The sequence below is a fragment of the Tolypothrix sp. PCC 7712 genome (genome assembly GCF_025860405.1).
In the GTDB taxonomy this organism is placed as follows: Bacteria; Cyanobacteriota; Cyanobacteriia; order Cyanobacteriales; family Nostocaceae; genus Aulosira; species Aulosira diplosiphon.
This window is the reverse complement of the sequence record NZ_CP063785.1, coordinates 1,796,857-1,812,096: the sequence shown is the minus strand read 5'-3', so window position 1 is coordinate 1,812,096 and position 15,240 is coordinate 1,796,857. Positions and strand designations below refer to the sequence as shown.

Below are 15,240 nucleotides of genomic sequence, written 5' to 3'. Positions count from 1 at the left end.
TCCTATTTCATTTATGAAAGCCAAAGTCAATTTGTAAATTATTCTTCCTTGTTCCCTTTTATTGTTTCTGAGCTTTTTCTTTCAGTAGCGATCCCCAATCGGCAATAGCCTTTTCTGTCCATAGCCAATCTCGGCTTAATTTATCTACTTGGAAATCTATCGGATCGTCCTTAATGACCATTTGGCGCAATTTTAGCGCTTCATTCATATATTGATACTGTTTTTCAGATGGTTGATTATATGCAGATTTATAAAGCCCTAAAGCTAATCCCGCATAAGAAGTTAAAGCATCTTTAGATGTAGTATTTTTAGTAGTTGCTTGTTGCTTAAGTGCTAAATTTAAAGCTTTAAACCAAGAATCATTAGCTCGATTTAAGTTATCTTCTGCATAATAAGCAAATCCCAAAGCATTATTATATAAAAACGATTCTGGATCTGCTTTTACAGCACTTTCCCAATAACGGCGCGCATCATCAATACTGTATTTTTTATCTTTTATCTGCACAGATTGCCAAGCTAATCTTCCTTTGAAAAAGTTAACAGATGGATTATCAGCTTGCTTCGGCGGGACAAGTTTTAACGCGGCTTGGGCAGGTGGAAGCGCGCCACGGTTCAGTAATTCTTCTACAGCCTCTAGCCCTGCTTGTAAGTCGCCTTGGCTCAATTTTTCTGTAGCGGTAGCAGTGACAATTCCAGTTGCAGCCGTCTTTAAATCTACAGGAGGTTGGGCGGTAATCGACTGAATAGGAATTGGTGGTATGGGTGGTAATTTTTTCGCTTGGTTATTTTGCCACAAATTGACACCCACAACAACTGCGATCGCACTTGCTCCTACAATACCTACCATCGGCCAAATCTGCCGACGCTGGCGGCGTTTTGAGGAATATGTTTGTGAGCTGCCATAGGAATTGTGATTCCAATTCCCATCAAAACTTGTAGAAGTTTCATTTGCAGGCTCTGGTTCTTCTTCCCAAAAGCTAGCTTCTTGATCGGGTGCAGTCAATTCTGAAGAAAGTTGTCTTCCCCGGAGGCTATTGTCGTTTAACTGGGGTACAAGTTCCGCCGTCATGGAAGATGATTGCTCAGATATCCCTTTTTGGCTATCTAGTTGGCGAAACAAATCGGAAACCAGTGCGGAATCTTCGGCGTAGCTGGGGTCATCATCATACTCGATTTCATCAACCAAATCGCCCCAAGTATCTTCACCTAACCAATCTAGCCCTGATGAGTCACGCGCTAAACCCGAAGGGATCATGTCCTCCATTAAAGACAGATCAGTCTCCTCGGCGATATCAGAGTACATTGCTGCAGGATTTCCCCTGAAAGCTGGATTATACTCATTGAGTGCTTCTGCACTATCAGGGATTTCTGGGCTGAGAAAACCGTCAAATTCCGGTTGGAGATATAAAATTGGTAACGCCCAATACATGTGGTGAGAACCATAGGCAGATATTAGCCCTTGGCGTACTCGACTCACACACAAATCCACAGGATATCCTTGATTGAGGTTGCGGTAAAACAATTGTGTCAGCGTCAGCGCCACTTCATCAGGAATGCGTTCTGACATAGCTAAGACACTTCTAATACCGCGCTTAACTAAGCTTTCTGTCAGGTTACGTTCTCCAGTGTCTTCACCAGTATCGCTGTTAGCGCTGTATGCTCCCAAACAGGAGTTAAATACCGCCATTTGGATATTATTATTGACAAGCAAACCTGCCAAATCGTCGCCACTTAAGGTTTCTGTTAAGCCAGTTCTGTTATTAACTAGATAAATTTCGCCACCATTGGCACCAAGATTACTATGGCCGGAGTAGTGTAGAACATGATATCGCCCTTGTTCTAGGGCTTGCGTCAATTCTTCTCGCCCTGGCTGATCTAAAACTTTAAGTTCAATATCGGGTAGATAATTACCGCTTTCTGCGGCACGTGGTATATGGCGTTGTAGTTCGGCTTGCAGTTTAATAGCCTCATGTTTGAGCAAATCCAGACGGACTTGATCTGTAGGTGAGGCAATCACCATTAATACTTTAATACCACCTTCTTCTAAGGGTTGCGGTATATTTTTGGATGGCAACCGAGATGCTGGCAGAATTCCACTTTGGTAGCGAGAAAAAGCGACATAGGGCCCGGTGGCTAGAGGGCGATCGCCTGCGTGCATAACTTCCCAAGGTAACCGCGCTAACCTAGTATCTTTCAACCCTAAACGTAGACGTAACACCTGTTGGTGATTCTGGGCGATACCTTGTGCTGTAATCCAACTATCTCTGAGGGTACCTTGAAACAGTGCATTATATAGTTGCTGACCCAACGCTACTAGATTGACTGAGTTTCTGGCAATGTCGCTTTCACGTCCACCAAAGGCGATCGCATCTCCTTGCAACACTGACATCAACGGATCGTTCATCAAATGCCCAGCAGCAGCTAACCAATCAGCTACAGGCCAAGTCACCAGTTCTTCTGCTAATGGCACCCCAGGCGCGACTTGTTCCGTCCGCACCAAGTAGTCATTTTGCCCTACTGGGGTTACGGAAATATGAAATTCCTGGGTCACAACTTCTCCTCTTCGCCTCCTAAATCAGGTTTGAAACGCGAAAGTTTCAAGTCGATTTTTCGCTTCTTCTGATACCTTAGATGCATCTTGCCACTGAATGTTTCTGAATGCTCGTTATTTTGCTTTTTTAGGTACTGATAGAAAATAAATTATCCAATTACTCAGATAATCTTTTTCTTCCTACTCCTACTCTACGAGAGGCTAACACCAACGCGCAGCTTCTTGTACAGATGACTTCGCTGGCTCACCTGCTCCCTACTCTTGTGCTTACAAGGCAATAGGATATTTTTTAATTGGAAATCCGGCTTTTACAACTTTATCCGGATTAGTTGACATCTGAGTAGAACAGTTTATTGGTAGATGCACCTTGATCTTCGACTCCCCTAATTGGCGAATGCTCATTAGGGGATTTTTTTATGTTGGCAAATAACAACATCCTCAGACATAAGCATTATTAACTGGAGAACGTGGTAGATCAAAGCGCTTTCCTCTGATTCTTTGCCTAGCATCCTTTGGGTTTGTTTTGACACATAACTAGAATACACATTTTAGTCAATTTATCCGGAGCTTAACGTTTCTCTGGGGAACAATTAAATGGTAGATGCACCCTGATAACTAACTCCCCTGGTAGGCTAATGCTTACCGGGGTTTTTTTTCAGCTTGGCAAACGGCAATAAAACCAATACATAGTGAATTTTATCCGGATAATACTTGTTATATAGAGAACAGTTAAATGGTAGATGCACCCTGATAACTAACTCCCCTGGTAGGCTAACACTTACTGGGGGTTTTTTCTTGAAAAAACAAATAATCACTATTGTGACAATTTCATCCGGAGCTTACTTATTTCTTATAGAACAATTAAACGGTAGATGCACCCTGATAACTAACTCCCCTAGTAGGCTCATACCTACTGGGGGTTTTTTCTTTAAAAATACAGATAGTCACTATTGTGACAATTTCATCCGGAGCTTACTTATTTCTCATAGAACAATTAAATGGTAGATGCACCCTGATAAATAACTCCCCTAGCTGGCTGGTACCCACTAGGGGATTTTTTTGTGGTTAACACTAATACATGTATATAAGACTTTTATCCGGATCAGGGTAGTTGCACTCAGAATAGTTAACTGGTAGATGCACCCTGATAATCCACTCCCCTAGTTGGCTGCCACCACTGGGGGTTTTTTGTGTTTAGCGAATCGGTCAAAAATTTATCCGGATGAGGGTAGTTGCACAAGAAGAGTTAAATGGTAGATGCACCCTGATAACTCACTCCCCTGATTGATGGCAATCGGCGGGGGTTTTTTATTTTTTAGCGAATTGGTCAAAAATTTATCCGGATAGGGGTAGCTGCACTCAGAAGAATTAAATGGTAGATGCACCCTGATAACTCACTCCTCTGGTTGATAAAATCGGTGGAGTTTTTTATTTTTTAGCGAATCGGTCAAAAATTTATCCGGATAAGGGTAGCTGCACTCAGAAGAGTTAAGTGGTAGATGCACCCTGATAACTTGCTCCTCTGATTGATGGCAATCGGTGGAGTTTTTTATTTTTTACAGATAATCAGCGAATCGTGTCACAAATTGATCCGGATAAGGGTAGCTGCACTCAGAAGAATTAAATGGTAGATGCACCCTGATAACTCACTCCTCTGGTTGATAAAATCGGTGGAGTTTTTTATTTTTTACAGATAATCAGCGAATCGTGTCACAAATTGATCCGGATAAGGGTAGCTGCACTCAGAAGAATTAAATGGTAGATGCACCCTGATAACTCACTCCTCTGGTTGATAAAATCGGTGGAGTTTTTTATTTTTTAGCGAATTGGTCAAAAATTTATCCGGATTAAGGTAGTAGCACTGGAAGAATTAAATGGTAGATGCACCCTGATAACTCACTCCCCTAGTTGGCGAAAGCCTCTAGGGGTTTTTGTTTTTCAACCATAATCGGCGACGCATCACGAATTTATCCGGAGCATCTCGATTTCACCTGGAACAATCAAATGGTAGATGCACCCTGATAACTAACTCCCCTGGTAAGCTCATACCTACTGGGGGTTTTTTATTATTGAAAAAACAACAATCTTCCTTTACCAAAAACTCTCCGGAAGATTGTATTTAAACTAAGAAAAATAAATTGGTAGATGCACCCTGATAACTAACTCCCCTGGTAGGCTCATACATACTAGGGGTTTTTTGAGGAGATATTTTGCCTCTAGCTGCCCACTGATAATTGATGAGGCATATATTCTAGCACAAAAATGCGCTGTGAAATTAAATTTCTGAATATTGTGTCTTAGCGATCGCTTATCTTGCTGTCATCGTTAATTACATTTATCTTATCATTATTTTTCGATACTCGTTATGCCTTTCCCTGACTAAATTTCTACCTTTTTATGGGCTATTAGGCAGATACATATTGTTATTCCACAATATATCTGCCAATTTGGCAGAATTTTTAATTATTTTTCAAGAATTTAGCTGCATAAGGATTAGTATTTATTACTATTTGCCGTGCTGTGCGGCGGATATCCAAGGTTTTCTGCTACAATAATTTGCCTATGTCCAAATAGTCGCACAGTCAAATGAATTTAGCAGTAATTAAGTTCTCTTCGGAAGAATGCGGCATTTGCCACAAAATGTCATTTTATGACCAAAAGGTAGCTGAAGAACTCGGTTTGCAATTCATTGATGTCAAAATGCAGGATACGGCTACTTATCGCAAGTATCGTAAGATTTTGTTAACTCAATATCCCGATAAATCAGAAATGGGATGGCCTACCTACATTCTCTGTAATTCTCCTGAAGGAGAGTTTCAGATTATTGGTGAAGTTAAAGGAGGCCATCCCAAAGGTGAATTTAGAAGCCGATTACAAGAAGTTTTAGCTTCCGCAGCTAATCAGAACTAATTACATCAAAAGATTTTACTTCCAGGACAGGGCCAATCATGGCAGTAGTCATGATATCTTCTCGCACTTTGCCCGTAACTTTGGCTTTTTGCCCTACTTTTAATAATTTTTTATCTACACTTCTAGGAAGTTCATAAGTAACGCCTTCATCGGTAACTAGCGCCCAAGCGCCAGTACCGATGTCGCGGTGTTCAATAGTGCCTGTAACTGTAGTACTCATATAATTTTTTTGGTGTTGGGTGTTGGGTGTTTGTTGGGAGGAAAAAGGGGATAATTGTGAATTTTGAATTTTTATCCCCTTTTTCTCATCCTCCCTGAGCCTGAATAGCTTGAATGCGAGAAGATTTTCTCTAATGCATATCAGTTAATTAACTAAGCTACTTGCCTTTCGTTTTTCAAGGCTAAACGAGCTAATCCATAACACAGCAGGGCATTAGCAATCAAGAAAACGCGGGCTAAGTGGCTACTGCCCAAACCCCAAACAGCAGGATCGTAAAGGGCACTGACTGTCAAACAGGCTGCCACACCAAGGCTAGAACCAATGGCAAACCATTTGCCGCTAGGATGTCCCAGTAGTAATGCAACGAGAACTATAGGAATCAATACGCTAGCAAACAAGGGATTTAAATCACCAGTGCCTTGGAGACTGTTACCTAATTCGGGAATAGAACTACCCAAAAGCCGGAAAGGCCATTGAGGCAGGTCAAAGATATAAATTCCTTTAAGGAAGAATAATCCCGAACTACCAGCAATTAAACCACTGGATAAAGACCAACTCCAAGTGAAAGGAAAGTAAACTCGTAAAAACCAAGCTAATAGATAAGAACCAACTACCATCAAAATTTTGGGTAACAGCGCTACAGCACCGCCATCAATCCAAAATCCAGGGTTGAGATAGCCGTTATCTCTTAACCAACGGAAGAAATCAGAGAAGCTAATTTGACCGTCAGTGGCAAGTTTAACGGCGGCTTCGGCATTGAGTAGCCCAGAACCGTAGTAGTTTAAACCATCTTCTTGAATAGCCCGTGAAGACTGTTTGAGGACTTTTAAAACTTCATCGGGATCTGTGATACCTTTAGCTTTGATTAATGCAGCTACACCAGCAACGTGGGGAGATGCCATACTTGTACCTTGGAAGCCAAGGAACACACCTTCACCTTGATCATTGATGGTTTCTTGCAGAATCTTGCCAGCATCGCTACCACCAGGGGCAGAAATATCAACCCCAGCACCAAAGTTGGAATATGGGGCTTTTTCACTGTCTGGGCCGTATGCTGAAACGCCAATAACATGGGGATAACGTGCTGGATAACTAGCACCATTCGCGTTTTCGTTACCAGCCGCCGCCACAATCACAACACCTTTGTTGTGGGCATAGTCAATAGCTTGCTTCATTAACTGGCTTTCACCGCCACCACCCAAGCTCATATTAATGACATCTGCGCCTTTATCAGCAGCAAATTTAATCGCCTCGGCAATATCGGCAACTGTACCACCACCATACTCATTCAATACCTTCAAAGGCATGAGATTAGCTTCGTAGGCAATACCAGCTACACCATATTTATTATTGGTAGCTTGGGCAATAGTACCTGCAACATGGGTACCATGACCGTTATCGTCTTTGGCTTCTTCTCTATCGTTAACGAAATCGTAGCCTTTGACAAATTTCGTTTCATATAAGTCGCGTACGCGAGTGATACCAGTATCAATGACAGCAACCGTAATGCCACTACCTTTGGTTTGACTCCACGCGCCTTCAATGCCAATGTTATGTAAATTCCACTGCTTACTGTAATACTGGTCATTAGGGCCAGTTAATGAGGAAGTGACATTCTCTTCATCTTCATTGGGTTTTAAAAATTCTCCCAAATAAGCAAATTCACCCGGTTGGGGAATATTGTTGTAAATATAATTTGGCTCGATAAATTCTGTAGCCGACTTGAATTTGGATTTTTGCAGTTCTTTCAGCAGTTGGCGATCGCCTTTGATAATATACACATTATCTTTTGCTGAAAATTTATTATCGAGTTGGGGTGTAACCTGGTATTGTTGAGCGATCGCTTGCAAATCTTTCTCTACTACCTCTTTGGGTATATCTTCACGAAAATCAAGCAGAATCGTCTCAAACTCACCCTTGGCTGCTAGTCCCTGAAAATTGAGGAACCCAAATACAGCCGCCCCCAAACCAATGAGAAACAAGCAAAATAATATAAGCCTTCTCATATAAAGTCATCACCGCTTTTTGCCAGTTGCTCACTACGATAACTTATCTGTGCCTCGAGTTGGTGTATTTTGCACTTAAGTTAAAACTTTCACTTAGCACTCAGGACTGTTGAAACAATGGAACATGGTCTATTGTGGTTGCCTTTGTTAGCAATGTTTTTCTGGTTGGCTTGGCAAGGCTCAAAAGAGTATCAAAAAGTTGAAGCTTACCGCGCTTGGGCAGAGCAATTTGAACGGGCAAAGTATGATATCTATGCAGTATTGGGTCAAAAAGATAACAATATAACTTGGGGAAAACCTACGCCTAAAGGGCCAATTAAACTGGAGACATTTTCTTTAGATGATGTCCAAACAATCAATCTTTTAGTTGATGACAAATTATCTAATTTAGAATCACCACCAGAAAAAGGTCGTCAGATTGAATTAGAATTTCTCTTTCCTGAACCTGCTAAATCTGTAAAAGTCCCTTTTACCGAAATCCCTTTAGCAGCTGAATGGGGTAAGTATTTACAAAGTAAATTAGGGACTAAGTAATGGGTAATGGGTAATGGGTAATGGGAACAAAACACTTAATCATTCACAATAAATAAATATACTTAACTCTTGACCTTTAACCCTTAACCCTTGACCCTTGACCTTAAATCAGATGAACGCTGTTACACAATCCAAGATACCTGTTGCTTTAACTATTGCTGGCTCAGATAGTGGTGGTGGTGCGGGAATTCAAACGGATTTACGCACTTTTGCTTTTCACTGTGTCCACGGAACTAGTGCTATTACCTGCATCACGGCGCAAAATACCTTGGGGGTAAGCCGAGTTGATGCTATACCTGTTGAGGCTGTAGTAGCGCAAATTCAGGCGGTGGTTGAGGATATTGGTGTACAAGCTGCAAAAACAGGAATGTTGCTCAACAAGGAGATTATCTTAGCTGTTGCTCAACAAGTAGAAGCTTGGAAGATCAATAACTTAGTAGTCGATCCAGTAATGGTTTCACGCACAGGGGCACAATTGATTGATGATGACGCAGTCCAGACTCTTTGTAGTGCCTTAATACCCCAAGCTGCTATTGTCACACCAAACCGCTATGAAGCTCAAATTATGAGTGGTTTAGCGATTAATTCCCTGGAAGATATGCAAGCAGCCGCCGAAACCATCCACCGCAAATTAGGTGCGAAAGCAGTTTTAGTCAAAGGTGGAGGTATGCAAGGAAACTTACGTGGTGTTGATATCTGGTTTGATGGGCAAAATGTAGAAACTATCACTACCCAAGTAGTAGAAACCAAAAATACCCACGGTACTGGTTGTACTTTATCAGCTGCGATCGCTGCCAATTTAGCTCAAAATAAAGACCTCTTAACAGCAGTGCAGCAAGCAAAAAACTATGTTACAACTGCACTCACTTATTCCCTCGATATTGGCAAAGGACAAGGCCCTGTGGGTCATTTCTTCCCTTTGCTTCAGAGAGGCTAGGTGATAGGGGAGATGAGGGAGATGAGGGGGATGAGGGAGATGAGGAAGATGAGGGAGAAATAATAAATATCTATCACCCATTACCAATTACCCATTACCCATTCCCTACTTTTTTCTCTATTCAATAATTTTTCAATAATTCTTCAGCATGGTTTCAGAGTTGACTATCTCTGATAGTATCTCTACAACATAATGAATTACTTCGATTTTTAATACCAGGCGACAAATGGTAACAACTACAAGTTCTATTTATTACAATCCAGATGCAGACAAGGCTCCAGCGCAGCCGCCATCTGTACCGCTTTCTGTATATCGGGAGTTGGCGGATGAGTTAAAGTCAGCACAAATACAAATAGATGCACTGACATCTAAAAATCACAAACTAGTGCAAGAAAATCAACTACTGCGCCAAGAAATTACCAAAGTTGTTGAGTCTTTATTGCATTTGCAAAAGTTGGTGGATGTACCAACTCCACTACCTACTAAGCCAAGCGATCGCCCAGTACCTACTCCTGAGGCGAAAACTACAGCCGCAACTAAGCAGCCTCCAGCCAAGGAAGCACGTCCCCGTCAGCAAGTTGCACGTCCCCGTCCAACTGCTAAACCCGAAGTCACCACCACGAAAGGCAATCGCACTCATGTTGCTGTACCTGTAACAGAAATGCTACCCTCAATGCCGGAAACAATATTAATAGAAGAGCAAGAAGTTAGATATTATGGCCCTACTGAGTCAGAAACCAAAGAAATAAGCGGATGGTGGTTAGCAATCTCAATTTTATTAATTATGCTCACTGCTTTTACTGCTGGGTATTTGGTTGTGCGTCCCTTCTTTGAACATCAAAGTCGTTAATTTCACTTTTTTGTTTTTGGCTTTAGCTGCTTACACAATTGCTCTTAAATTACTTGCTCAACTCCTAGAGGTTAATTCAGGGAATTTTTATAAATATTAGTTGCAACACACACATCCTCTAATATTAAATAGAGGGATTTTTTCTCATGTCATAACCATAACGACTATTGAATTAGTCAGATTTATCATGGCTAATTTCATAATTGTTCCCATAGGGCAAATAAAGTCGTAAATTATTACATATTATTTTTAAAATAATCCTACTAGTTAAAGTCTGAGACAAGGGATCTGCTTAGATAGATTAACGAAGCTAGTAGAAATTTAGGAGACCAAAACATGAAAAAAGTAGAAGCGATTATCCGCCCATTTAAGCTTGATGAAGTCAAAATTGCCTTGGTTAATGCAGGGATTGTCGGTATGACCGTTTCTGAAGTTCGAGGCTTCGGTAGACAAAAAGGTCAAACTGAACGCTATCGTGGTTCGGAGTACACCGTTGAATTTCTGCAAAAACTCAAAGTAGAAATCGTCGTTGAAGACAACCAAGTTGATATGGTAGTAGATAAAATTATTGCTGCTGCCCGCACTGGTGAAATTGGTGATGGTAAGATTTTCATCTCTCCTGTAGAGCAAGTTGTGCGGATTCGTACTGGAGAAAAAAATACCGAAGCCGTCTAAAGTCTGAACTTTTAGTTTTGATCAGCCAGTGCGTTGCAAAGCCAGCACTGAAAACAGTTTTTCCGTTGTAGGTAGCTGGCGTTGAGGTTATCCTCCTTTGCAGCAACTGGCATTGCTGAGTTGTTAGCTAAAAAAGCTAATAATTTGACTAAATAGACTTAAATTCAGAACTTATTTCAGGATTTCATCCCTTAATTCCAAAATCAATCTAACTTAAGACTTGAGATTGTCAAATCTGATGAATTTATCTCAATCAAAATTTAGTACTCAATCCTGCCAATTGAGGAAGTAAAGATTCAAAAGCCTTACCTCGATGGCTAATCGACCTCTTCAACTGTGGTGTCATTTCTGCAAAGGTTAATTGCTTATCTGGAAAGTAAAAAATTGGATCGTAGCCAAAGCCACGATTACCGCGAGGTGCATGGAGTATTGTGCCATGACAAACCCCTTCAGATTCTAAAACGATCGCACCCTGAGGATTAGCGATCGCCACGGCACAAACAAATTGTGCTTTGCGGTTGACTTCGCTTCCCAATTCGTTCAATACCCTAGCAATACGTTCTGAGTCGGTTCTACCATAACGTGCAGAATACACCCCCGGTGCGCCATCTAACGCATCTACTTGTAAGCCAGAATCATCCGCAATTGCCCAACTTTGCGTAGCTTTGGCCACTTGGGAAGCTTTTAGACAAGCATTCGCCGCAAAGGTATCGCCTGTCTCTTCAATTTCTAATTCTTCTGGTTTAAGAGTTAATTGCCAACCAGAATCAACCAAGTATTGTTGCATTTCTTTCAATTTACCTGGATTTCCGGTGGCTACTACAAGTAGTTTAGTCATGTGTCATTCTGCTATTTGTCATTTGTTTTTAGTCATTCGTCAAAGGACAAAGGACAAATGACAAATGACTAAAAACTAATTTTACTCTGCCCAGTGTTTCGCCCACGCAAGAGTTTGATGTACTCGCTCAATTGTCGCGGCTTCGCAGTACAGGCGTAATACTGGTTCAGTCCCGCTAAAACGAATCATTAACCAACTGTGGTCAGCCAACCGGAATTTGTAGCCGTCAATAGTTTTGCAGTCAATTACGGCTTGTCCTGCAATTTCCGTTAAAGGTTGGGTTTGCAGTTGTTGCAAAAGACGCGATCGCACTTCCATACTCGCTAGGGGTAAATCAATGCGATCGTAGGCTGATATGAAATTAGTTTGCTGTTGTAAGTCCTGATAATATTCGCCTAAATCTTTTCCAGATTCCACGATTGCTTCTAGAACATACAAGGCTGATAGCAGCGCGTCCCGTTCGGGGATATGGCTACCATAGCCAATTCCACCTGACTCTTCGCCCCCTAACAACACCTCTGCAGCTAGCATTCTGTCAGCAATGTATTTGTAACCTACTGCTGTCTCAAACACTGAGAGGTTATGTAATTTTGCCACCAGGGGAATTAAGTCAGAACCACTGACTGTTTTGACGATTTCACCACTAAAATTGCGTCTTAAGGTTAAATGGTCAATTAATATCGGGATTAGCACCTGAGAACTCAAAAAATTGGCTGATCCGTCTACAGCTGCAATGCGATCGCTATCCCCATCAAACACTAATCCCACTGTTAAAGCTGTTTTATTGGTTTGTTGATGAGTTTTTATCACCTCAAATAGCTTTGACAGGTATTTAGGCAAGGGTTCTGGTGCGCCACCACCAAATAAAGGGTCACGATTGCTGTTAATTTCATGGACGCGATCGCCCAGTAATCTGGCTAATCCACCCGCCGCCGCCCCATGCATCACATCCGCAAATACAGTCAGTTTCCCAGAAGCTATGGCATCTCGCAGTTTAGCAATATCAACTTTCTTCTCTAAACCTGCGGTGTAACTAGGCCAAGGGTCAAATATCTCTAATTTGCCTGGAGTATCTGCTTTTGGCGGTATTCCTTGCGGTAATAGCGCTTCTATCTCTTGAGTAACTTCCGGTGATACCGACCCGCCAAAGTAACCTTTGACTTTTAACCCCAAATATGACCCAGGATTATGACTAGCTGTAATTACCAATGCGCCCAAAGCATTGAGTTGTTTTGCTGCCCAACTAAAAGCTGGAGTGGGTGCATAGGTTTCGCTAAGTAGCACATCAAATCCAACAGCGGTAACAGCATCGGCTACAACACGGGCAAAGTCTTCCGCCATAAATCGGCGATCGTAACCGACAACAATCGTCCGGCTACCAACGCTAGGAAAATACGTATCATATAATACTTTTGCTGCTACTGGTGCAACTAAGGCGAGGCGTTCAAAGGTGAACTCATCACCAATCACGCCTCGCCAGCCGTCTGTACCAAATTTGATGGAGTTCGCTACAACTGGCATGAAGGTATCCTAAATTTTTTACCTGCGGATTCTACTATTTTATACAGTATCCTGTGTAAAAAATTCTAGGGTAATACTAAGTATAATTGCTACTAAGCATAAATCAGGGATGCAATACTTGTCGGTTAAGGGCAAAAGAGGAAGGGGAAAAGGGGCAAGAACAAACCTTTAACCCTTACCCTTTCACCTTTTCCCCAAACCCAATTCCGAGTTGAAAATCCTTAACCGAGCAGTATTGATCAGGGATGGGTTTATTCCCTTGATAGAACAAAAAAGATGGCGTTCTCAGTTCGGAAAAAACTGCGATCGCATCTTTAAAATCAATATATAAATGTACACAAATATTAATAATCCTTAATAGTTTTTCCTATTAAGGATTTTACATAACAGCAAAAGATGCTCAAAGCCCTGATGTTACTTTAAAAATCATCGAGAAACTGGCTAAGTCGGCTGATTACAGGATCAACCTCTTGAGGTGGTGGAGGTGGCATATAAGTATTATTTACTACTTCCACTACTGAGCTTGCTGGGGCTGATGTTGTTGGCACGGAATACTGAATCACTGGTCTTTCAGCAACCATAATAGCCAAATGAGCAACTTGTTGAGTAAGTTGCATAATTTGGCTTTCCATTACCTCCAACCGATGAGATTCCTTGGCAAAAAAGCGTTCCTCAAGGTCAGCCAGTTGATTTTGCAGTTTACCGATTTGTTGTTCAACCGCATCTGTTGTTGCTGTTGTTGTTTGCGGAATAGGTTTTACTGATTCCGGTACACATAAAGACTGCCATAGAGCTTCTTTACACAGGTCGCTGAAAGTTTTATCGACTTGTTTCTCCAAATAGCTTTCTACAAGCGCCAACAAACTTTCATCAGCGACCCCTGGATTGAACGTGACCGATTTCACTACTTTTTTTGACCATTGGAACATCAGTTTTAAGCCCTAGAAGAGCGAACGGCGGATAATTGCGCCTCTCCATAAATATATTGCCCCAAGGCATTGGCTTGTCTGGAAGGTGCAGCTAAATAAGCGTTAATTTTAGCTTCCTTAAGTAGACGTTGTACATCTTCCCAGAAGAATTGACCACCCCCTCCGGTGATAATTACATCTGTAACCCGCTCTGGCAACCATGCTAGAACACGGCTACAAATTTCACGGGAAAACATTTCTGTTAGGTTGGGGAGAAAATCATCTAGGTTTGTAGGCTTGCTTGCACCTTTGGGACGATAGAATCTTTCGCCCTTAGGTTTATTGACAGCAGAAATCAATGCTAGAGATTGACTATCAGCGCCCTCGATTTCAGCAGCTACCAATTCATAAAATTTATTCATCCCAAAATCTTCACTCTTAGAAGCACCGCGAGCGAAGCGGAAGTTATCTACCATCAGCAAATCGATGGTTTGATGACCAATATCAACGATTGCAACTGAAATTTTCGTAAAATCAGGAAGTGTTGCACCTTTTTGAGGTTGAGCTTCCGTCCACAGCAGACTGCCGTAGCCTTCTGGCATTACCCAAACCTTAGTGACGTTGAGTGAGACGGATTCACCCCGGAAGTTTAAAACATGAGGCCCGGTTACCGCACTGATCAACTGTGCTTTTTCTTTTTCAAACTGTTCTAAAGACAGGAAAGGCAGACCCAGAACAACGGAAATTTCGTCTTTGAGTTTGAAATAGCCAGCACTAGCTAAAACTTTTACCAGTGCATCCTCTACTTTAGATTGACCTACGCCTAAATTAGCGCCAAAGTCTGCTGCCAATTGACCGACAGCATAGCCACTACCTTGGTACTCCAACCACAAATCCATTAAAGGGTCAGTAGCACGCGCTTCAAACACACCACCACGTACCTGTTCGATGGACATTTGCTTGACGTTTGCAGGTACGAAAACGACATTGTTTGGTTCGCGGCTGACACAAGTTTTAGTAGAAGTTCTACCTAAATCAACGCTGAGAATGGCCTTACCTGAATAGGAGGTACTGGGCTTAGGAGTAGTAGTAGCGTTGATTGGGGTAGATGCCGATACTCTATTCATAGGAATAGCAGCGGCATTCATTGGGGTGGCAGCGGAAGGTTGGTCTGTCATAAAAGCTCCTAGTCCTAACTTAACTGTAAAAACTTATCCTGCTCAATCTTACAAAAATGGGAGTTACCAAAAATTTCCAGCTGCGTCAAGTGTAGCTAGAAATACGCAAAAA

General features: G+C 41.8%; 12 protein-coding genes. 5 read left to right on the top strand and 7 right to left on the bottom strand.

From position 1 onward, the window contains the following. Positions 1–58: 58 nt before the first annotated feature. Positions 59–2,551: a cell division protein HetF gene (gene hetF, locus HGR01_RS07330; RefSeq protein WP_045869108.1), complete on the bottom strand. Its 2,493-nt coding sequence runs from the start codon at positions 2,549–2,551 to the stop codon at positions 59–61. Positions 2,552–5,137: 2,586 nt separating this feature from the next. Here hetF and HGR01_RS07325 point away from each other — a divergent pair. Then, complete coding sequence (locus HGR01_RS07325; protein ID WP_045869109.1) at positions 5,138–5,461, top strand: hypothetical protein; 324 nt, start codon at positions 5,138–5,140, stop codon at positions 5,459–5,461. Here HGR01_RS07325 and HGR01_RS07320 read toward each other — a convergent pair. Together HGR01_RS07320 and HGR01_RS07315 are read right to left on the bottom strand one after the other, a co-directional pair. After that, entirely contained in the window at positions 5,448–5,681 is a 234-nt protein-coding gene (locus HGR01_RS07320; protein ID WP_045869110.1) for a hypothetical protein, read from the bottom strand. The two genes, HGR01_RS07325 and HGR01_RS07320, sit on opposite strands and share 14 nt — an antisense overlap. Positions 5,682–5,833: 152 nt before the next feature. Then, entirely contained in the window at positions 5,834–7,687 is a 1,854-nt protein-coding gene (locus HGR01_RS07315; protein ID WP_045869111.1) for a S8 family peptidase, read from the bottom strand. Positions 7,688–7,804: 117 nt separating this feature from the next. Here HGR01_RS07315 and HGR01_RS07310 point away from each other — a divergent pair, with 117 nt between their 5' ends. The 4 genes from HGR01_RS07310 to HGR01_RS07295 all read left to right on the top strand — a co-directional run bounded on the left by HGR01_RS07310 (position 7,805) and on the right by HGR01_RS07295 (position 10,683). After that, entirely contained in the window at positions 7,805–8,221 is a 417-nt protein-coding gene (locus tag HGR01_RS07310) for a hypothetical protein (RefSeq protein WP_045869112.1), read from the top strand. A 112-nt stretch (positions 8,222–8,333) separates the two neighbouring features. Further along, the gene (gene thiD / locus HGR01_RS07305; RefSeq protein ID WP_045869113.1) at positions 8,334–9,158 is read left to right on the top strand and encodes a bifunctional hydroxymethylpyrimidine kinase/phosphomethylpyrimidine kinase; all 825 of its coding nucleotides are present in this window, start codon (positions 8,334–8,336) and stop codon (positions 9,156–9,158) included. A 226-nt stretch (positions 9,159–9,384) separates the two neighbouring features. Then, positions 9,385–10,008: a hypothetical protein gene (locus tag HGR01_RS07300; protein ID WP_045869114.1), complete on the top strand. Its 624-nt coding sequence runs from the start codon at positions 9,385–9,387 to the stop codon at positions 10,006–10,008. Positions 10,009–10,344: 336 nt separating this feature from the next. Further along, entirely contained in the window at positions 10,345–10,683 is a 339-nt protein-coding gene (locus tag HGR01_RS07295) for a P-II family nitrogen regulator (protein ID WP_017749852.1), read from the top strand. Between the two features lie 253 nt (positions 10,684–10,936). Here HGR01_RS07295 and rdgB read toward each other — a convergent pair whose 3' ends face one another. From rdgB to HGR01_RS07275, 4 genes are all read right to left on the bottom strand, one after another. Further along, positions 10,937–11,521 carry an RdgB/HAM1 family non-canonical purine NTP pyrophosphatase gene (gene rdgB / locus HGR01_RS07290; protein ID WP_045869115.1) on the bottom strand — a complete coding sequence of 195 codons (585 nt, stop codon included), beginning with the start codon at positions 11,519–11,521 and terminating at the stop codon, positions 10,937–10,939. 81 nt (positions 11,522–11,602) lie between these two features. Then, positions 11,603–13,042: a phosphoglucomutase/phosphomannomutase family protein gene (locus HGR01_RS07285; RefSeq protein ID WP_045869116.1), complete on the bottom strand. Its 1,440-nt coding sequence runs from the start codon at positions 13,040–13,042 to the stop codon at positions 11,603–11,605. A 419-nt stretch (positions 13,043–13,461) separates the two neighbouring features. Next, the gene (locus tag HGR01_RS07280; protein WP_045869117.1) at positions 13,462–13,971 is read right to left on the bottom strand and encodes a hypothetical protein; all 510 of its coding nucleotides are present in this window, start codon (positions 13,969–13,971) and stop codon (positions 13,462–13,464) included. 5 nt (positions 13,972–13,976) lie between these two features. Beyond that, positions 13,977–15,128, bottom strand: a complete 1,152-nt coding sequence (locus HGR01_RS07275) for a ParM/StbA family protein (RefSeq protein WP_045869118.1) — start codon at positions 15,126–15,128, stop codon at positions 13,977–13,979. Positions 15,129–15,240: the final 112 nt, after the last annotated feature.

What these genes read in the sequence shown, in the direction of transcription:
- HGR01_RS07325 (WP_045869109.1), top strand. Translation starts at nt 5,138, where the DNA reads ATGAATTTAGCAGTAATTAAGTTCTCTTCGGAAGAATGCGGCATTTGC.
- HGR01_RS07320 (WP_045869110.1), bottom strand. Translation starts at nt 5,681, where the DNA reads ATGAGTACTACAGTTACAGGCACTATTGAACACCGCGACATCGGTACT.
- HGR01_RS07315 (WP_045869111.1), bottom strand. Translation starts at nt 7,687, where the DNA reads ATGAGAAGGCTTATATTATTTTGCTTGTTTCTCATTGGTTTGGGGGCG.
- HGR01_RS07310 (WP_045869112.1), top strand. Translation starts at nt 7,805, where the DNA reads ATGGAACATGGTCTATTGTGGTTGCCTTTGTTAGCAATGTTTTTCTGG.
- thiD (WP_045869113.1), top strand. Translation starts at nt 8,334, where the DNA reads ATGAACGCTGTTACACAATCCAAGATACCTGTTGCTTTAACTATTGCT.
- HGR01_RS07300 (WP_045869114.1), top strand. Translation starts at nt 9,385, where the DNA reads ATGGTAACAACTACAAGTTCTATTTATTACAATCCAGATGCAGACAAG.
- HGR01_RS07295 (WP_017749852.1), top strand. Translation starts at nt 10,345, where the DNA reads ATGAAAAAAGTAGAAGCGATTATCCGCCCATTTAAGCTTGATGAAGTC.
- rdgB (WP_045869115.1), bottom strand. Translation starts at nt 11,521, where the DNA reads ATGACTAAACTACTTGTAGTAGCCACCGGAAATCCAGGTAAATTGAAA.
- HGR01_RS07285 (WP_045869116.1), bottom strand. Translation starts at nt 13,042, where the DNA reads ATGCCAGTTGTAGCGAACTCCATCAAATTTGGTACAGACGGCTGGCGA.
- HGR01_RS07280 (WP_045869117.1), bottom strand. Translation starts at nt 13,971, where the DNA reads ATGTTCCAATGGTCAAAAAAAGTAGTGAAATCGGTCACGTTCAATCCA.
- HGR01_RS07275 (WP_045869118.1), bottom strand. Translation starts at nt 15,128, where the DNA reads ATGACAGACCAACCTTCCGCTGCCACCCCAATGAATGCCGCTGCTATT.